Below are 20052 nucleotides of genomic sequence, written 5' to 3'. Positions count from 1 at the left end.
TCAGGAACTGATTTGCCTGATATTTTTAATTTGTAGGAAAGTGAGAGCCATTTTTATCCGGAGCAGATCATCAATATTCTTTAAATCGATATTAAGAAGATTGCTGATTTTGTCCAGTCGATATAACACGGTATTACGATGGATAAACAGTCTGTTGGCTACTTCTTTTATGTTTCCATTACACTCGATAAAAGTTTCCAGTGTTGCTAACATGTCTTTTTCAAAATTTGTACTATCATGGAGTAATGATTCAAATATATTCTGATAGAAAGTTTCCATTAATTGGTCAGGTATATGTCGGAAAAGACTAAAGAAATCCAGTTCTTCCACAATAATGACATCATCATTATAATCTAATTCGGCGGCTAAGTCTTTTGCATGAAGACATTCTTCAAAGGCATCAAATAAAGCATCGAGCTGGTTGTATTGTCTGCTGGTAATCAGTTTTAACATTTGCTTACTGTTGGTTCTACCAAGTATCTCTTCAAATATTGGTAAGAACAAATTAGTACGTTGAAATACTCTGTTTGTTGCTTCAGGATCAAAAATAATGGAAAACTGATAGTCATTCCAATGGAAGTGTTTCATTTCGTAACTTTTAAAATAAGCGTGCTTTTCTAATTCTATAGTAATGTCATGAATAGGAAGTTTTGTGCTAGCGGTATCGTGGTCAATTAAAACGATCCAAAAAGGCATTTCTAATAGTTTTTGATCTTGCTCATCTAACTTTTCCCGTAAAGTTTCCAGTGTGATTTGCTTATTCAGAAAGCTCTTTACCCATTTGTTGAAACTATATTCTTTTAATTTTTCAGGTTGGGTGGCGTAGATTTTGGAGAAATAATCTGACAAAATTTCACCAATTTGACCAAAAAGCATTTCCTCCTCTTTTGATATATCTTGCTCACTAATAATAAATAAATAGCCAAATTGTCTTTGCTCGTCTTGTAATTCCATTTGATAATACGTATCCGCGTGTTTTATTTTTTTCGGTTCTTTATTTATATCTTTCCACTTTTGGAGTAACTCCTTCTCTGACTGGTTCGTTTGATTAAACAAAAAGTCTCCTGTAGTGGTTAGTACTGCAAAAGGATGCTGGATAATTTTTGCAACGATTTCTAAATATTGATCAATATCTTTATTTTCATGTGGAAATGTAATTAATTCCTTTTGTATAAGGATTTTCTCGCTTAACCATTTTTCCTTCTGGAGATGTGCTTCACTGTAAAGAGCTTTGATTTGATCAGAAAAAGTAAAAGAATAAGGTAATTCAAATAAAGGAAAATCTAATTGGTTAGCTGTATCAATAATTGCTTGCGGAATTTCCTTCCAATATCTTCCTAATTTAATAGCTAAACCGGCACAACTCTTCTTATCTAATTGTCTTAAAAGTGTTATTGCCTTATCAATATTGTCTTTGAGAATAAAGGCAGTTGTTAACAGTAATTCGCCCTCTTTTACCCAGTTTTGTATATCAGGAGCATCCATAATGTTTACTGCTGTGATCCCCCGGTCTAACCTATTAGCTCCTGCTACTAAGCGTGACTCAGAAAATGGATAAACAGCTAAGGCTTCCTTAATTGTTAGATACAATGGTAATCCCTCCCCCTTGTGACATCATTTACAGGCAAATTCGGAAACAGTAATAGGGTTTATTGGCAAGATCATGATGTTTTCTCTTTATATTATACCTGAAAGCGGAAAAAATCCTTGACAACTGTAAGGTTTTCTGACGAGTGTTTTACTGGAAATCTCTGTATATCTAGCTAAATAGCATTATATTGGTGTGAAAATGGTAGAAAAATAGATGATATTGTTAAATTATACAATTAAAAAGGTGTGAGTTATTATTTTTAACAATTGATGTAAACTATATTGACACTAAATTCGCCCTGCCGTTATAGTTAATACAATATGAAAAGTTGGAGGTGCGAAAATGGAGGATAAGTGGAGAGCGTTTATTGATCAGCATTGTAAAATACCTCCAAAGGAGAAAGGTAAATTATATCCTTATACATTTTGTGTAAAAGATGTTTTTGAAGTAGAAGGATTTGTTGCAAGTGCAGGTAACCCATATTGGAAAGAAACGCATTTACCGGCTGACTCAAATGCAGTGAGTGTCGAGAGATTACTAGAAAGTGGAGCAGAGTTAGTTGGTAAAACGCATACTGATGAATTGATGTATAGTTTGAATGGAGAAAATTACTTTTATGGTACACCAATTAATCCAGCTGCACCAACTAGAATACCAGGTGGGTCCTCCAGTGGATCAGCTGTAGCAGTGGCTGCTGGATTAGTTGACTTCTCCTTAGGAACGGATACAGGAGGGAGTGTCCGGATTCCCTCAAGCTATTGTGGAATATATGGTTTTCGCCCTTCCCATAACGCCATATCTCTTCAAGGTGTTATACCTCTTGCCGAAAGCTTTGACACGGTGGGAATTATGGCAAGAGATATCGAAATAATTTCAAAGGTGACAGAAATTTTACTCGAGAGGTCTAATGATGGTCATGCCAACTTTACAAGATTACTATTCCCAAAGGAAGTGTGGGAATTAGTCGAATCTCCTATAAAAGAAGCCAAAAGAAAGATAGATCTGCCCCATTTTGACAGCAAGGAAATAGAAATATCAGAGGATGGCTTAGAAAGTTGGATGGAAACTTTTCGTATTTTACAAGGCTACGAGATTTGGAAAAATCATGGAGAATGGATTGAAGCAGTTAAGCCCGAATTTGGACCGGGGATTCTTGAACGGTTTCAATGGACCAAAACGCTTACGGAAGAAAGTGTCATACAAGCTCAGCAGAAAAGAGCGAGTATTAACAGGAACTTAGGACATCATTTAGGAAAAGAAACGATTATTGTTATTCCTACTTCTCCTAATGTAGCTCCTTTGTTAAAAACAGAGGGAGAAGCATTGCAAGTCCATAGGCAAAAGCTTTTGCAGATGACGAGTATAGCCGGTCTGAATGAATTACCACAGCTTAGTATACCGTGGATAGAGATAGAAGGAGCTCCTGTAGGGCTATCCTTTATTGCCGCTAAGGGTGAGGACAAACGGTTAATAGAATTTGTTAGGTCTTTTATTGTAAATAATGTAGAGAAAGTATAAGTAGAAATGTCTAGGCTATTAATCTGAAGTGAAAGAAGATCAAACGAGGTGAAGTAATGAGGTTAGCAACGATCGCGCATGAAGGGGAAGAAAAAGCAGCTATTATTCACAACGATAGATATTTTTTAATAGAAACACTGAATGAAATTGAAAATAAAAGCTGGCCAGTTACAGTTTTTGACCTTATTGAAGGAAATCAATTAAAGCAATTGGAATCGTGGTATCGAACGGATGGTATAGAGGTACTTAACAATGCATATGGCTTTGATGCTGATACTGTTGATCCAGCCCCTTTATATCGAAGACCACGAAAAATATGGGGAATAGGGATGAATTATACTGATCCAACTGAACAATCACTTGCAGATGTCCCTTATACAGATCCGGTTAGCTTTATGAAGCCAGATACCACCATTATAGGATCGGACGATAAGATTATGATTCCAAAGAACTCCACTAATACAACAGCAGAAGCTGAGCTTGCCATTATTATTGGTCAAGAGTGTCGAGATGTGAAAGAGGAGGAAGCCGCTGAGTTAATAGCTGGTTTTGCTGTTGCGTTAGATATGACTGAATCAGACATTCATGCTGAAAATCATCGCTATTTAACAAGGGCTAAAAGTTTTGATACTTTTTTCAGTTTTGGCTCTGAATTGGTAACAAAAGCTGAAGTGGAGGAGGTTGGTGAGCTGACTGTATCAACGATTCATAACGGTCAATTGGCATACCAAAACCAAGTGAAAAACATGCGATATAGTCCGTCTTTTATTGTGAGTTTTCATTCGAAGGTCATGACATTACTTCCAGGAGATATTATCTTAACCGGTACACCAGGGAAAGTCACACTTCGAGATCAGGATGATATACAGGCTGATATTAGCGGCTTTCGATCATTGAAAAATCAAGTTCAACAAAAATAGGAAGGGAAGAATGGACATGAATAAAACGTTTAGACATTTAGTTATATTTTCTGGATTAATGTTAGTTGCTGCAGGTTGTGGAAATGAGGAAGCTTCTAATCAAAATGAGGAGGCATCTGCTGCAGAATCAACTGGTGAAGTGTATGAAATGAAATTGCATCATGATTTAGCAGATGATAGCCCACAGCATGTAGGCGCAGAGAAATTTAAAGAAATAGTAGAGGAGAGAACAGATGGGCAGGTACAAATTGAAATCTTCCCTTCTGGACAACTTGGGGATGATGTGGAAGTAACGGAATTAATTCAAAGTGGAAGTGTGGAAGCGGGATTAATCCCAACCGCTAAGTTATCTACCTTTGATGCACAAATGCAGTTACCTGATTTACCATTTATATTTCCATCGCGAGAAGCTGCCTATGAAGTGTTAGATGGAGAAGTGGGACAAGAGTTGTTAGGGGGATTAGCAGACATCGGTTTAAAAGGTGCGTCATTCTGGGAAAGTGGCTTTAAGCAATTTACTAGTAATGTAAGAATTGAGGAACCGTCAGACTTTGAAGGGCTAAAGATTAGAACGATGGAAAGCCCGATCGTGATTGAGCAATTTCAGGCACTTGGGGCTAATCCTGTGCCAATATCGTTCGCTGAAACCTATAACGCCTTGCAACAAAATGTCGTAGATGGTCAGGAAAATCCATTAGTTTCAATTGTGAAAATGAACTTTTATGAAGTACAGGATTATACGATTTTGTCTAATCATGGATATTTAGCTTATGCGTTTATATTAAGTGATGCATGGTTTAGCCAATTACCAGAGGATGTTCAAACAGTCATTTTGGAGGCGTCCCAAGAGGCAGCGGAATTTGAACGAGAAGAAACATTGGCACAAGAAGAAGGGTTTATCGAAACGATCGAGGAATACGGAACAGAAATATATGAATTGACGGAGGGGCAATTGGCATTATTTCAGGAGCAAACAAGAAGTGTTCATGATGAATTTGCAGATGAAATCGGTCAGGAACTATTAGATAGAACTTATGAAATAATCGATTCAACAGAATAAACAATAGGAAGATTGGAGGTTAATTATCATGAAAAAGATCATTCGCTGCTTTGATATTGTGGAAAAAGCTATCGTTGCTTCAGGTATATTCTTAACCTCCGTTATCATTTTTTTGAATGTAGTGTTACGTTACTTTTTTGATTCGGGCATCGTTTGGGCGGAAGAAGCGGTCAGATATATTATTATTTATATCGTTATGCTAGGATCGTCCTTAGCCATGACAAATAATGATCATATAGCTGTATCGATCTTTGAGAATTCCTCGATTAATTGGTTTGCGCACATTGTTTTCGGTGTTCGGACCTGTTTATCTTTAGCCTTTACCATCATTATTACCTATTTAGGACTTGGTGTAGTGGAGTCGCTTCATACGACTTCACAAGTGTCACCGGCTATGCAGCTTCCGATGTGGTGTGTCTATCTTATTTTTCCGATAAGTGGTGCATTAATGTCGATTCGGTTAATAGGAAATCTGATTATTTGGATCAAAACACGTGAAATACCTACGAAAGGAGGGGAAGTCAGATGATTTGGTTTTTTGTACTGCTTTTGGTTCTTGTTTTTACCGGTATGCCAATGTTTATCGCCATAGCTGGTTCTGTTATAGTTATGTTGTTATTTGTCAATGGTATACCTGCGGAGACCGTTGTACAACGAATGTTTTCCGGTTTAAACCAATTTCCATTGATGGCAATTCCTCTCTTTATTTTAGCTGCGAATATCATGGGTAAAGGTGGTATTTCAAGAAGAGTCATTGCATTAACAAACGCATTAATTGGCAAGGTGCCGGGCGGAATGTCTGTATCCGTGGTATTAGCCTGTTTATTCTTTGGGGCTATCTCTGGATCATCTCCTGCAACAGTGGTAGCGATCGGAAGTATGATGCTTCCGGCAATGATTAAAAAGAATTATCCGGCATCATTTGCCGCCGGGTTAATTGGTTCAACTTCTTCGTTAGGTATTATTATCCCTCCGAGCATTACCATGATTGTTTATGGGGCTGTGACAGGAACCTCTGTAGGTGAATTATTCATCGCTGGACTAAGTGCGGGCATTGTATTTGCTCTTGTATTTGTCATTTACTGTATTGCCTATGGGAAAAAGCATCATTTAGTCAGTGAAGAGCCTTGGAGTATTCGAGAGGTATTACATCGAACAAAAGATGCACTTTGGGGATTGGGTATCCCAATTATTATTATTGGTGGTATCTATGGTGGATTATTTACCCCTACTGAATCTGCTGGCGTAGCAGTAATCTATGCATTTTTCATTTCTATGTTTGTCTATCGAGAATTGAATTGGAAAGGTTTATTCGAAGTTTTTGTAGAATCAGGGAAAACTACAGCAACTGTGATGGTGATTCTTTCATCAGCTGCCGTTTTATCCTGGTATCTAACAGTTGAACAAGTAACGGTTCAGGTTACCAATTTTATGACAGATCTTACGGATAATAAAATAATCATTTTGTTGTTGATTAATGTCATTATTCTTGTTGCAGGAATGTTCTTGGACGGTTCTTCTTTAATCGTCATTTTAGCACCGTTATTTTATGCAATTGGTATTTCATATGGGATTGACCCCGTGCATTTAGGTGTGATCATGACGGTGAATTCGGCAATAGGAATGTTTACGCCGCCGTTTGGCTTAAACCTATTTGTTCTAATGGGGATTTCTCATCAAAGTTTATTGAAATTATCAAAGGGTATGCTCCCATTTATTGCGATTTCGTTAGTAGTGCTAGCTATTATTACGTACATACCTGAAGTCTCTCTGTTTTTGCCAAATTTACTCTATGGGAAATAATTCGAATAGAAGGGGGTAAGTGATGATATTCCAGAGATCACCATTATTAATAGATTCTGCTATGGTTCTTCATACAAATCCTAATGGAAATATCTATTTTACAGCAAAATCAATTGTAATAGAAAATGGTAAGGTGAAAAAAGTTTTTGACCCTAGTGAATATAACAAGGATGATTGGACGCATGTAGAAGTGCGAGATGCTTCCAATTTGTTTATCATTCCACCTTTCTCTAATGCTCATAGTCATTCTTATACCGGAATTTTGAAACGTACAGTTGATAGACTGCCACTTGACCTTTATATGTTAGAAGCAATAGCCTATGGTAAAAATCGTGATCCAGAACTGATCTATGATTGTACGTATCTTCATAGTATGGAATTGCTTCGGAATGGATACCAACTGACTGTTGACCATTTTTCTGAGCGACCTTATTTGACAAAAGAAGGGATTGCTGCTGCGGTATCAGCTTATGAAGAGCTGGGCTTACGTACTGTATTAGCACCTATGTTTTCTGATTTAGATTACCTTGATACTTTACCTTTTGGTGAGCAACCTATAAAAAGAAATACTTCATCTAACGATATCTATCATTATCAGGATTTAATGCGGTATTTGGTTGATAGATATGAATCACACCCTTATGTGGCAATTGCGCTAGGGGTCGATGGAGTACAAAGGTGTTCAGATAAGTTGTTGGAACAAACGAAACGAATGAAAGAGGAATTTGATATTGGCTGGCATTCACATCTTTTAGAATCCCATACTCAGTGGACTTTTAGTCATGTAAAGGGAGAGTCCTTACTTCAGAGAATGGATAAATTTCAATTGTTAGATGAAAAAACGCTATTTGCCCATGCTATCTGGACAACAGAAGAAGACCGTGTACTAATGCGAGATAGAGGGGTTAGTATCGTTCATTGCGTTTGTAGTAATTTACATTTAGGCTCTGGCATTTGTCCTGTACACCATTATCAATCGCATAATATTCCATGGTTTTTAGGGACTGATGGCTATAATTGCGGCAATTTGAGCGCATTTGAATTAATGCGGCAATCTTCCAGATTAAGTCGAATTGCTTCAGATGATAGAAAAGATTGGTTAGACCCAATCGAAGTGTTCAAAAGAATGATAAACAAAACGTCTCTAAGTAAAGAAGAGTGGGATCAACCATTTTTACAAGAAGGACAGCTAGCAAGCTTTCTTGGTTTAACATATGAGAATGTAACTGCAGCTGAATTTTTCTCAGAGATCGTTTATTACGAAAATGGAGAACATTTAACAGATGTAATGCAAGATGGCAAATGGATCAAACAGCAAAACAAACGGATCCTTTCTAGTGAAAAAGAAAGGAAAATAAGAAATCGACTAAAGGAAAAACAGCTGGAATATGAACAAGAATTGAAGAAGGCTAAGTCTAAATTTCAAATGGTAGAGAATAAGATATCACAATCATGGGAATATGTGAAAGAACATTGGAAAGAATCGTTGCCAAAAGCAGGAGTAGAAATGAAGTAAACAAAATTATTTAGCAATAGTAAAAGGACTTGTCTTCCTTTCATCGTCAAATGTTCATCACACTCTGTAATTAATGCCTGCTGTTCATTACGTTTCGAAAGATAATAGTACCTTTTCTTGACATTTTGTTAAGCAAATAGCATGCTATACATAAATAATTGTTCGAGAGGGTGCTAGAGATGAAAATTGATGAAAAGGATACCAAAATATTAGAATTGTTAGCAACAAATGGTCGAATGTCTTATGTAGATATTGGTAAAGAATTAGGATTGTCTAGAGTTGCTGTTCGCGAAAGAGTAAATCAATTAATTGATGAAGGCGTTATTGAAGGATTCAGCGCCGTGATTAATTCTGAAAAAGTAGGAAAGCATGTGTCTGCTTTTTTCGAAGTAGACTGTGAACCATCTTCGTTAGTTCAAGTAGCACAAAATCTGGCGGACAATCCGAGTGTGGCCAGTTGTTATCAAATGACGGGGCCAAGTACGTTACATATGCATGTATTGGTGGAAGATTTCAAAAAACTAGAGTCGTTTATTAATGAAGAATTATATGGCTTAGAAGGCATTACAAGAGTGGAAAGTCATATTCTGTTACGTCGATTCAAAAGCAGAAAAGGCTTAAAGTTATAAGCAGAAGGTACGTCATTAACCATTTTAATCATTAGAAACGTGTTTGATAGCTATTCCTAGTTAAAACAAACTACTTGTATCATTTGGAGGTGATAGTATGAAGGCTTATCGGCCAACTGTAATGGCTACTAAAGGAGCAGTAACCTCACCGCATTACTTAGCTTCCCAGGCAGGAATGAAAATATTGCAAAAAGGTGGTAATGCCATCCATGCGGCTATTTCGATTGCCGCTACATTGGGGGTTGTGTACCCGCATATGAACGGCTTGGGCGGGGATAATTTCTGGTTGATATATAATGCCAAAAATAAAGAACTTAAAGGACTGAATGCGAGTGGCCGTTCAGGAAAAAACGCGGATATCACCTATTACCGTCAAATCGGTTATGAAGAGATCCCTAAACGAGGATATTTAGCTGCTAATACTGTTCCAGGAGCATTATCAGGCTGGCTAAAGGCATACGATTATGCAGAGTCGGTTATGGATCAGACGATGAATTGGGCGGAGCTTCTGGAGGATGCTGTCGATTATGCTGAAAATGGTTTTCCAATCACTTACAGCCAAATAAAGATGGCAAAAGGCTTTATGCGAGAAGAAATGGAAGCTGATCAGCGTAATAATAATGATTTTTCTTCTATATTTATTGATCCTTTCGTGCAAGGGAAACAAGCAGGGGAGCTTTTTTATCAGAAGGATTTAGCAAAAACACTGCAAACAATTGCGATAGATAAGGGGTATTCATTTTACAGAGGAGAGCTTGCCGATAAAATGACAGAAGCTTGTCAAAATCAGCTTGGAGTTCTAACAAAAGAAGATTTTGCTACACATACGGCAGATTGGGTTGAGCCGATCGCGGTTGATTACCGGGGATATAAGGCATATAATTTACCACCTAATACACAGGGGATTGCCTCTCTATCGATTTTAAATATTTTAAATCAGTTTGATATATCTGCTATGAAGGAAGATGCATCCTATTACCACCTTATTGTGGAAGCGACAAAGCTCGCCTTTAAGGATAGAGATAAATGGGTTACGGATCCAGACTATACGATGCCTCCTGTAGATCAGTTACTATCGCAGGAATATGCACAACAACTAGCAGACATGATACAACATAAAGAAGAAGCGGGGGCATTTGCTACCTTATTAGATCCAAGAGGTGATACCGTTTGGTTTGGTGTCGTGGACCAATGGGGAAATGCTGTATCCATGATTCAAAGTATTTATCATGAATATGGTGCTGCGGTGGTGCCACCACAAACAGGGATATTACTGCAGAATCGAGGGAGCTACTTCTCATTAAATCAAGATGCGATAAACAAATTAGAGCCTAAGAAACGGACTTTTCATACGTTAAATCCAGCGATACTGTGTAAAAACAATCGACCATACCTGGTGTATGGAACGATGGGAGGAGAAGGACAGCCGCAAACACAAGCTGCCTTAGTGACAAGAATTGTAGATTACCAGTACCCGGTACAAGAAGCTATTGAGGCTCCGCGGTGGTTATATGGGAGAACGTGGGGAGCTTTGTCTAACTCATTAAAATTGGAAAATAGAATTCCGCCATCTGTTCAGGAAAGCTTGAGGAACAAAGGACATGAGATAGAGATAGTCGACAGTTACAGTGATATGATGGGGCATGCTGGTGTCATTTTAATTAATGAGGATAATATAAAACTAGCAGGTAGTGACCCGAGAAGCGATGGTATCGCGCTTGGTTATTAGTAAGTGAAGGCTTCGTGAGCATACATTCTAACAGGGAATACCAATAAAATCATATGATTTTATTGGTATTTTTCTATAAGACTATTAATCCTTTGATTGGTCTAATGCTTTCATAAAATAAGCAGTAGGTAGCAAGACACCAATCGCAGCTTGAATTAAGGCAAAGAACCTTGCAGAGTTAACAGGGACCATATCTCCATACCCAATAGAAAGGAGGGTGACACCACTAAAGTAGAGCAGATTGGTAAAGCTGTGCTCTATAGGAGTATTGTCCGATACCTCATGTACAACCACTGTTTCCTGAAAAGATAAGGCATAATATAGTAAAGTAAAACCAAATGTAATACCAAACAGCACAAAAAATAACTTCTTAAAAAGAGCTGTACTGAAATAACTTTTCTTGTAGGTTTTATTTTGAAAAAAATACATTAATTGAACTGTAATAAAGATAATAGCAGCCACCATTAAAAACTGTGACATGACTTGACCTCCTTTACTGTATATATTAACTATCTACGTATAAATCAAACATCGTAAGTGGATCGTCGCATTTACCCTAAAGAAAAAAGTGAAAATATTTGTTACAATAATTTAGAAGGTTAGTAGAAAGGAAGTTTATATATGACGTTTGTGAATGAAGTAAAGCGTCCGATTACACCAGCTTATGATCCGTGGGAAGCATACATGGATGTTGAACAGTATGGTGAAATGACGTTAACGAATATAGAGTTTACTACCACTCATTTATGTAACATGCGTTGTGCACATTGTGCAGTAGGGTATACGCTTCGGGATAAGGATCCAGATGCGTTACCTTTTTCACTTTTAAAGCAACGATTAGATGAAATCCCTCATTTGCGTACATTAAGCATTACTGGTGGAGAACCGATGATGTCTAAGAAATCTGTACGGGAATATGTTGTGCCGTTACTGCGTTATGCGCATGAACGTGGAGTTCGGACACAAATTAATTCGAATTTGACATTGCCGTATTCCCGGTATGAAGTGATTATCCCTTATTTAGATGTCCTACATATTTCACACAATTGGGGAACATCTGAAGAGTTTGCAGAAACTGGTTTTGCCAATATGGATCGGAAGCCAAGTGAAGAGAATCGTAAAAAATATTTCGAGCGAATGGTCAAAAATTCCCAGCGACTTGCTAAGGAAGGTGTGATGGTATCAGCGGAAACGATGTTAAACAAACGTACTTTTCCTTATTTAGAATCCATTCATGATCATGTAGTGGAAATGGGATGTGCCAGACATGAGATTCATCCTATGTATCCAGTAGATTTTGCTAGCAATATGGAGACACTCACTTTACAAGAAATGCAGGAAGGTATTGAACGACTGTTAGATCATCGTGATCAATCGATGTGGATGTTATTTGGTACATTGCCCTTTTATCCATGTAACAAAAGTGAAAAAGAACTTGCTTTACTAAAAAGGTTGTACAACGAAAAAAACGTAACAGTGCGGAATGATCCGGATGGAAGGTCTCGTCTAAATGTCAATATCTTTTCCGGGAAAGTGATTGTGACAGACTTTGGTGATGATGAGGAACCATCACTTGGCAATATTCAGAATACCCCGTTACAAACTTCTTATGATCGCTGGATGGCATCAAAAACAGCAAAGTCCTTAAATTGTCACTGTCCAGCTGTAAAATGCCTAGGACCGAATATCCTGGTTAAGAATACGTATTATCAAGATGTTGATTTTACAGAAAGATCAGCAAATATTTCGCTTTGAGTTAATTTATATGCTAAAAGCCTGTTTCGATAGTAAGCGAAACAGGCTTTTATTTGGTGAAAGCACTTCTCATCAGCTAGTAGTCTTGCTTTCTTTATTACGGATGGAATGGTTAAAAACAAATAGAGATATATACATCTGTGTCAAAGCTAACACTGGTATAAAAATGAAAATACTAATCTGGATAAACTGAAATGCCAAAAAGTAAAGTATCACAAGTAAGAGAAATTGCAGAATAGTGTGTGATAAGCTACTTAAGCCGACAATGGTTGCTATGTATAGATACTCCAATGTTCCGGCTTTAAAATGAGTAATGCTTGGTAGTATATATATCCAACAAATAATAAGGATTAGGGTAAATGTAGTTAAAACCCCATACAAAGGAACTTTAACGATAGCATTAGGTACTTGGGGAACATAATACCAGTTGAAATAGACTAGTATGCTGAATATCGACAGTATCCAGCCAGATAAATTCGCTGCTTTAAAATTGTCCTTGTAGTATTTATGCATTGATTGCTTAAGCGGCTGATAACTTTCATGAATGTATAACTGTCGAATGCAGGCATAAGCTGCAGCAACTGCAGGAAATACCCCAAGTACCACTCCTCCTCGAAGAATATACAAGTAACAATACAATTGAATTTTTATCATTTCCCATAACCATACTACCAACCAATTTAATTTCTCCAATGATAAATCCTCCCGTATTAACTCTTTATGGCACCTTCCGTAATTCCTGCAATAAATTGCTTATTAAAAATTAAAAAGATGATGAGAATTGGAATGGTTGCAAGAAATGTGCCAGCTAAAATCATTGGGTAATCTGTTGTATAAGCATCATTCAATGTTCTTAGCGCAATTTGAATGGTATGTGAGCTCTTATCCTTCAATACGACAAGTGGCCAGAGGAAATCATTCCAAGAGTTCATATAGGTAATAATTCCTAATGTTGCAAATGCAGGCTTAATAGTTGGTACAACGATATTCCAATATATGCGGAAGTTACCACAACCATCTATTTTTGCTGCTTCCATTAAATCATTTGGAATGGCACCTGCAATATATTGGCGCATAAAGAATACACCAAATGCGCTTACCATACCTGGTACAATTACTGCTTGCAACTGGTCGACCCACCCTAAGAAACTAATAATCATAAAAGATGGGATTAAACCAAGCTGAGGAGGAACCATCATGGTTGCTAATAAAAAGATGAAAAAGAAATTCTTAAATTTAAAATCTATCTTTGCAAAAGCAAATCCTGCCAGTGAGCAGAAAAATAACACAGCAATCGTTATCGTTGTAGAAATAATGAAGGAATTTAACAACGATCCGAAGAAATTAATCCGTTCAAAGACCTTGAACATGTTCTCAACAAAATTGGGTCCTGGTAACAATGCAGGCGGTATTTTATTTACTTCTGAATTCGTATTAGAGCCGATAACAAACATCCAATAAAATGGAAAGACAGATATGATGGCTGCTAAGGTTAAAAATATATATAAGAAAAACTTAGGTACTTTCTTTTCCCCTACTTCTCTCAATTGTGAGCCCCTCCTTCTAAGACCTTATCCGTTGTGTTATAAACATGTTAAATAATGAGAACAAGATGATGATAACAAAGAGAACCCAAGCAATGGCCGCACCATACCCAAAGGAAAAGCGAGTAAAGGCTTCTTCATATAAATACAAGGTCATGGTTAAACCTTGATTACTTGCGCCACGGCCGAATAATAAAGGCTCGGCAAAAATTTGCATTCCGCCAATGGTTGAGAGGATTACCGTAAATAGTATAATTGGTCGCATTAATGGAATGGTTAAATAGAGAAATTGTTGCGGTTTGCTTGCCCCATCAATCGTTGCTGCTTCATATAAATCTTTAGAAATCCCCTGAAGTCCAGCTAAATAAATAATCGTGTTGTACCCTACCCATCGCCACATCACCATTGCTGATATCGCCAGCTGAGTACCGATATAAGACCCTTTCCAATCAAATGGCTCCAAGCCGAATAACGTTAGTCCATAATTAATAACTCCGTAATTAGTACCGAACATAGCAGAGAAGATAATGGCAACAGCCACAACGGATGTAATATTAGGCATAAAGATCGCTAGCCGAAAAATGCCTTTCGCTTTTAAGAAGGCTTGGTTAAGAATAAATGCCAATATTAATGCCAGAATTAACTGAGGGATCGTGGAAATAATCCAAATGCTAAAGGTGTTACCGACAGATTTCCAAAATAATGGGTCATTTGTAAGTAAGGATTGATAATTGGAAAGTCCAATGAATTCTCGATCTCCAAGCACGTCCCATCTGTGCAGAGATAAATAAGCTGTGAAAATCAGTGGATAAATACCAAAGATAGAAAAAAGTATAAAAAAAGGTGATATAAATAAATATCCTGATATTGCATCATGTATTTTGGGACGATACTTCTTCCTAGTCTTACTATCAACAGCTTCAGAATGGACAGGATTATGCTCAGCCACTTTTTTACCTCCTTTGTTTACCTCTTTATATTGTGAAAAGGATAAGAAGCTAAGCTCAGCTTCTTACCCTTTGTTATTAATTTTACCGAGAGATTTGTCTGTTTATTTCATCTAAGGCATTTTGCCAAGCATCTTCCGGTGTAGCCGATCCGTCATGAATCGCTGTAAGCGAATCATCCATTATTGTGTTAATTGTCGCTGTGTCAGGTGAACGGTAAACATATGCTACACGTTCTGCAGCTTCCCCGAACATTATGCCTAAATCATCACGAGTAAAAAATGGATCATGATAGTTTTGAACTTCTTCATGGTCATACAATTCCGGTGTAGATGGGAAGTTCCCGTAGCTTTTAAATATTTCCAATTGTTGTTCTGGTGCCATTAACCAGGAAATAAAGTCATATGCTTCTTGTGGATGGTCACTCTGTGCAGGTATAGTCAGCAACGAACCACCCCAGTTTCCAGAAGCCTCAGGGATTTGAGCTACATTCCATAGCCCTTCTGTTTCTGGCGCATCATCTTTAATATTTTGCAGCATCCAAGGTGGTAAGAAGACTGTAGCAAAATCTCCTCTTGCTAACGCAGCACCATACTCAGTTGACTCTCTTTCGATCCCAGCCTGGATATCTATCGCTTCAATAGCTAAGTTCCATGCTTTAGAGATTTGTTCACTTTCTTCGATAATTAGATTGTTATCTTCATCAAAATATTGCACTTCCCCTTGATCTCGGATAACCCCGTAAATTTCAGCAATGTGATTAAACATGTATCCGCCAGTAGCCTCTTGTATTTGTCGTCCGGCTTCAATATAATCTTCCCATGTGCTTAACTGACTAGAAACTTCATCTGGATCTGTTGGCAGCCCTGCTTCTTCAAAGATGTCCATCCGATATGCCATTGCCATTGGACCAACATCCGTTGGGACTCCTAATACAAATGAACCATCCGGAGAAGAGGCTTCACGCCATCTCCATTCAAGAAAATCGTCCGCGATTTCTTCTGCACCATAATCATTTAAGTTATGGAATTGATCGGGATTCACTTTAAATTGTTCGATATAAGCTGACTCCACGACTGCAACATCAGGTGCGCCAGAACCAGCACCGATAGCTGTAAGCAAGTTTTGATGATGGTCTGCATACTCTGCTTCTTGAACATTAATGGTGACATTTTCATTCTCTTCCTGATACCGTTCAATTTGTTCATCGATTCCCATTCCTGGGAATACCCACATGGTTAACTCTACTTCCCCACCTGAGCCACCAGAATTTCCAGAGCCACCTGAATCATTATCAGCTGATCCACTAGAATCATCGTCTTGAGAACATGCCACCAAACTAGCAATGATAACTAAGAGTAATAATGAAAGCGCATACTTTTTAAGCATTACTTATTAACCCTCCTATAGTTTTATTTATATTAACTAGCTTTCAACAGCTAATTAACACCTGATAAAGTAACTTAGTTAGTTTTAACGATAAACAAAGTTTTGGCGATGATGCTTGCGAGCAGTACTAGTTGTAAAAAAAAATTAAACCAGAAAGAAGTCATTTTGAAGTTTTGTAGAGTACTTGAAGAGATATTATGTGTAGGATTGCTAAGATAGTACCATATAGAAGTTTATTTTGTCAACGCTTTCATTAATCTTTATATGAGAATGACACAAATATCTTTTAGTAGTAAACAAACTAGCTAATTAAATCGCGAAGTTCCATTAGCTATTGGAAATATATGACTGCAAACATGACAAATGTCATCTTGAAATCCTGACAATTGTGTCTTATATAACCTCGTCAGTTGGCGTAAACTTTAGATATAGAAGATCGAAAGTAGGGATAATGATGAGTAAACAAAAACAAGCCAAATTGCGAAAAGATGTCATGCCTTATGCTACATCAAAAACAAAGGCAAGCATGATGCAATTATTTAACACCATTCCACCGTTTTTTATATTGTGGTATCTGGCATATCAAAGTTTGTCGGTCTCGATTTTTTTAAGTCTTGCTTTTTCAATTATTGCGGCGGGATTCATGGTGCGAACGTTTATTATATTCCATGATTGTGCTCACCAATCTTTTTTCAAAAATAAGAAGTGGAATCGTGTGATCGGGACGTTGACAGGTGTTATTACCCATTTCGCTTTTGAAAAATGGAAAAGAGAACATTCGATACACCATGCAACAAGCGGTAATTTAGATCAACGTGGTACCGGTGATATTTGGATTATGACCGTTAAAGAGTATGAAAATGCCAGTAAATGGGGAAGGTTACAATATCGTCTGTACCGTAATCCTTTTGTTATGTTTGGCTTAGGGCCGTTTGCCTTATTCTTGTATGAAAATCGCTTTAATCGAAAGGACGCTCGTAAGAAAGAGAGATGGAATACGTATTTAATTAACTTTATGCTGGTTGCGATCTATACGATTATCGCGTTGACGTTAGGATGGCAGGCGATTTTACTTGTTCAATTACCGATTGCATATATAGCTGGTGTTCTAGGGATTTGGCTGTTCTATGTTCAGCATCAGTTTGAAGATTCCTACTTTGAAAATGAATCAGAATGGGATTATGTGAAGGCTGCGGTAGACGGAAGTTCTTATTATAAGTTACCGAAATGGTTGGAATGGATGACTGGAAATATTGGTTATCACCATGTGCATCATTTGGCGCCAAGAGTACCAAATTATCACTTGGAGAAGGCTCACAAGGAAACACCACCATTACAAAAGGCAACTACTATTACATTAAGGACAAGCTTGGAATCTATCCGTTTCCGTTTATATGATGAAGAGCAGAAAACATTTATTAGCTTCAAAGAAATGAAAAAGAGAAATAAAAAGAAAGCAAATATCTCGTTACCTTCTGCGAAAGGTACTCAAACGCTTCGTTCTTGATTTCTGACGTTCCCCCCTGTCCACTTGTTCCAATTCTTTTGGTACAATGTTGACAGGGGCTTTTTATTGTTAGTGTTAACTAATCAATAGGACCGAGCATTTTTTATGTGCGTTAGAAAATCAGGATAATGAACAAATCTAAAAAGAAAGAGTAAGGATTTGTGGAATAACGAAGATAATCTTACCTTGAATATTCCTTTTGCGATCTCTCCGTTTAACAATCACACTAACGATTTAAAGTTTTAATAAAAGGAAATTTCTAACAGGGAATGGACACTATGAGGTGATGGAATGAAGCATTGGTATGATATTTTTCCTCGGAACACGGGTTTGAGTTTGTATATATGGATTATTTTTTGTGTGTTGCCATTTTATTTCATTTTTCGTTCTACTTCCTTGTGGGAGATTGCGGCAGGGATAGCAGCGACAATGTTGTTTTTCGGTGTATACTGGACAACATTTAATTCATATGGTCCATTAGTGTACATAGGATTGAGTATTGAATTTGTAATTCATATTATCATGACGATTTTGTTTCAATATGTTTATTTCGCCCTGTTTACGGCCTTTTTTATTGGTAATATTCGAAGTAAAGCAGGATTTATAACGATGTATGTTATTCATCTTGTTATATCTGTCGGGGCAATGACAGCAGGGTTTTTTATAAATTATACCTCCTTTTTAAGCCAGTTCCCTTTTTTGATTATGACTATTTTGGGAATTATCTTAATACCGATTAATCGCTATAATCGATTAAAACAAGAGGTGTTAGAAGGGCAGTTAGAAGATGCAAATAAAAAAATTGCCCAATTAGCGATCATTGAAGAGCGTCATCGTATTGCTAGAGATTTACATGATACATTGGGACAAAAATTATCGATGATTGGTTTAAAAAGTGAATTATCCGCCAAGCTGATTGAAAAAGATACTGATGCTGCGAGGAAAGAGCTGCAAGATGTGCAGGATACGGCTAGGCAGGCATTGAAAGAAGTTCGTGAAATGGTATCGAATATGAGAAGTATTCGACTAACAGAAGAAGTGGAACATGCTAAGCAATTACTGGTCGCAGCAGGAATAGACAAGGAAATTAAATTTGAAGCTGATTGTGAGCATCTCCCGTTATTTCTTGAGAATGTATTAAGCATGTGCTTAAAAGAAGCAGTAACCAATGTAGTCAAGCATAGCCAGGCAGATTTCTGCTCCATCCACATTATTGAAACAAAACAGGCCATACAACTAGCTATAAGTGATAACGGTATTGGTAATACGAGTAAGAAGAGTTATGGAAATGGATTAAAGGGAATGAGAGAACGGCTGGAATTTGTCAATGGAACACTTGATATTAAGAGAAAAAATGATGGTTTTGAAGTGTATATATCTGTTCCAAAAGTTTTGAAGCAGATAGAAGAGGAGGAAGAGCTGTGATCCGGATTGTGTTAGCTGAAGATCAACAGTTGTTATTAGGTGCACTTGGTGCTTTATTAGATTTAGAAAAAGATATGGAAGTGGTCGGAAAAGCAAGTAATGGAGAAGAAGTATTAGCTTTAGTAAAAAAGGAAAAGCCGGATATTTGCTTAATGGATATTGAGATGCCGGTAATGACAGGACTAGATGCGGCAGAACGTTTGCGAAATCACTTTTGTAAAGTCGTGATCCTTACGACCTTCGCGAGACCGGGATATTTTGAAAGAGCAAGAAATGCAGGTGTCAGTGGTTACTTGCTAAAGGATAGTCCTAGTGAGGATTTGGCACAATCAATTCGACAAATCATGAAGGGGAAAAGGGTCTACTCTCCGGAATTAATTGACATCGCCTTTTCGGAAGAGAATCCTCTTACGAGGAGAGAAATCGAAGTAATGAAATTATTAGCAGAAGGAAAAACAACAAAAGGTATTGCGAAAGAGCTTTTTTTATCGAATGGTACTGTTCGGAATTATATATCTATTATTTTGGATAAATTAGAGGTAGATAATCGAATCGAAGCAATAGCAAAAGTGAATGAAAAAGGCTGGTTAAAATAGAAGCTGTTTTTCAGTTTCTATTTTTTGCTTTTTTATACGCTAGGAAAGTATAATATTTTAGCAGAGTAATAACGAGGCGTAGTAAAAATTGTAAATGAGTAAAACGAAGGGTTTCGCCATTTT

18 protein-coding genes are annotated in these 20052 nt (G+C 37.3%); 12 read left to right on the top strand and 6 right to left on the bottom strand.

The annotated features are described in order from the left end of the window. Positions 1-1590 carry a PucR family transcriptional regulator gene (locus tag ACTNEP_RS14065; protein ID WP_441162658.1) on the bottom strand — a complete coding sequence of 530 codons (1590 nt, stop codon included), beginning with the start codon at positions 1588-1590 and terminating at the stop codon, positions 1-3. A gap of 343 nt (positions 1591-1933) precedes the next feature. On the opposite strand from ACTNEP_RS14065, the gene ACTNEP_RS14060 reads away from it, so the two are divergent. From ACTNEP_RS14060 to ggt, 8 genes are all read left to right on the top strand, one after another. Then, positions 1934-3109 carry an amidase gene (locus tag ACTNEP_RS14060; protein WP_441162657.1) on the top strand — a complete coding sequence of 392 codons (1176 nt, stop codon included), beginning with the start codon at positions 1934-1936 and terminating at the stop codon, positions 3107-3109. Between the two features lie 56 nt (positions 3110-3165). After that, the gene (locus ACTNEP_RS14055) at positions 3166-4029 is read left to right on the top strand and encodes a fumarylacetoacetate hydrolase family protein (RefSeq protein WP_441162656.1); all 864 of its coding nucleotides are present in this window, start codon (positions 3166-3168) and stop codon (positions 4027-4029) included. Positions 4030-4045: 16 nt separating this feature from the next. Next, positions 4046-5089 (top strand): TRAP transporter substrate-binding protein, encoded by a 1044-nt coding sequence (locus tag ACTNEP_RS14050; RefSeq protein WP_441162655.1) that lies wholly within the window; start codon positions 4046-4048, stop codon positions 5087-5089. A 28-nt stretch (positions 5090-5117) separates the two neighbouring features. Next, a complete protein-coding gene (locus tag ACTNEP_RS14045) occupies positions 5118-5618 on the top strand; it encodes a TRAP transporter small permease (RefSeq protein ID WP_441162654.1) in 501 nt (166 codons plus the stop codon). Then, positions 5615-6892 (top strand): TRAP transporter large permease, encoded by a 1278-nt coding sequence (locus ACTNEP_RS14040; RefSeq protein WP_441162653.1) that lies wholly within the window; start codon positions 5615-5617, stop codon positions 6890-6892. Before ACTNEP_RS14045 ends, ACTNEP_RS14040 begins: the two co-directional genes overlap by 4 nt. 22 nt (positions 6893-6914) lie before the next feature. Further along, positions 6915-8408: an amidohydrolase family protein gene (locus ACTNEP_RS14035; protein WP_441162652.1), complete on the top strand. Its 1494-nt coding sequence runs from the start codon at positions 6915-6917 to the stop codon at positions 8406-8408. Positions 8409-8587: 179 nt separating this feature from the next. Beyond that, positions 8588-9037: an Lrp/AsnC family transcriptional regulator gene (locus ACTNEP_RS14030; RefSeq protein ID WP_441162651.1), complete on the top strand. Its 450-nt coding sequence runs from the start codon at positions 8588-8590 to the stop codon at positions 9035-9037. A 97-nt stretch (positions 9038-9134) separates the two neighbouring features. Further along, a complete protein-coding gene (gene ggt / locus ACTNEP_RS14025; protein ID WP_441162650.1) occupies positions 9135-10766 on the top strand; it encodes a gamma-glutamyltransferase in 1632 nt (543 codons plus the stop codon). A gap of 84 nt (positions 10767-10850) precedes the next feature. On the opposite strand, the gene ACTNEP_RS14020 is transcribed toward ggt, so the two are convergent. Further along, a complete protein-coding gene (locus ACTNEP_RS14020; protein ID WP_441162649.1) occupies positions 10851-11246 on the bottom strand; it encodes an ion channel in 396 nt (131 codons plus the stop codon). A gap of 141 nt (positions 11247-11387) precedes the next feature. Between ACTNEP_RS14020 and yfkAB the strand changes: the two genes are divergently transcribed. After that, complete coding sequence (gene yfkAB, locus ACTNEP_RS14015) at positions 11388-12521, top strand: radical SAM/CxCxxxxC motif protein YfkAB (RefSeq protein ID WP_441162648.1); 1134 nt, start codon at positions 11388-11390, stop codon at positions 12519-12521. A 72-nt stretch (positions 12522-12593) separates the two neighbouring features. Here yfkAB and ACTNEP_RS14010 read toward each other — a convergent pair whose 3' ends face one another. From ACTNEP_RS14010 to ACTNEP_RS13995, 4 genes are all read right to left on the bottom strand, one after another. Beyond that, entirely contained in the window at positions 12594-13214 is a 621-nt protein-coding gene (locus tag ACTNEP_RS14010) for a YesL family protein (RefSeq protein WP_441162647.1), read from the bottom strand. 17 nt (positions 13215-13231) lie between these two features. Beyond that, positions 13232-14068 (bottom strand): carbohydrate ABC transporter permease, encoded by an 837-nt coding sequence (locus ACTNEP_RS14005; protein WP_441162646.1) that lies wholly within the window; start codon positions 14066-14068, stop codon positions 13232-13234. Positions 14069-14084: 16 nt separating this feature from the next. Next, positions 14085-15014 carry a carbohydrate ABC transporter permease gene (locus ACTNEP_RS14000; RefSeq protein ID WP_441162645.1) on the bottom strand — a complete coding sequence of 310 codons (930 nt, stop codon included), beginning with the start codon at positions 15012-15014 and terminating at the stop codon, positions 14085-14087. 82 nt (positions 15015-15096) lie between these two features. Beyond that, the gene (locus ACTNEP_RS13995) at positions 15097-16401 is read right to left on the bottom strand and encodes an ABC transporter substrate-binding protein (protein WP_441162644.1); all 1305 of its coding nucleotides are present in this window, start codon (positions 16399-16401) and stop codon (positions 15097-15099) included. Between the two features lie 454 nt (positions 16402-16855). Here ACTNEP_RS13995 and ACTNEP_RS13990 point away from each other — a divergent pair, with 454 nt between their 5' ends. The 3 genes from ACTNEP_RS13990 to ACTNEP_RS13980 all read left to right on the top strand — a co-directional run bounded on the left by ACTNEP_RS13990 (position 16856) and on the right by ACTNEP_RS13980 (position 19929). Then, positions 16856-17908: a fatty acid desaturase gene (locus ACTNEP_RS13990; RefSeq protein WP_441162643.1), complete on the top strand. Its 1053-nt coding sequence runs from the start codon at positions 16856-16858 to the stop codon at positions 17906-17908. Positions 17909-18199: 291 nt separating this feature from the next. Beyond that, positions 18200-19333 (top strand): sensor histidine kinase, encoded by a 1134-nt coding sequence (locus tag ACTNEP_RS13985; protein ID WP_441162642.1) that lies wholly within the window; start codon positions 18200-18202, stop codon positions 19331-19333. Then, on the top strand, positions 19330-19929 hold the full coding sequence (locus ACTNEP_RS13980; RefSeq protein ID WP_441162641.1) for a response regulator: 600 nt from the start codon (positions 19330-19332) through the stop codon (positions 19927-19929). Before ACTNEP_RS13985 ends, ACTNEP_RS13980 begins: the two co-directional genes overlap by 4 nt. The last annotated feature ends 123 nt before the right edge of the window (positions 19930-20052 follow it).

This window comes from Gracilibacillus sp. HCP3S3_G5_2, from assembly GCF_052063305.1.
Classification (GTDB): Bacteria; Bacillota; Bacilli; order Bacillales; family Amphibacillaceae; genus Gracilibacillus.
The sequence above is the reverse complement of the archived record's forward strand: the minus strand, read 5'-3'. Positions and strand labels throughout refer to the sequence as shown.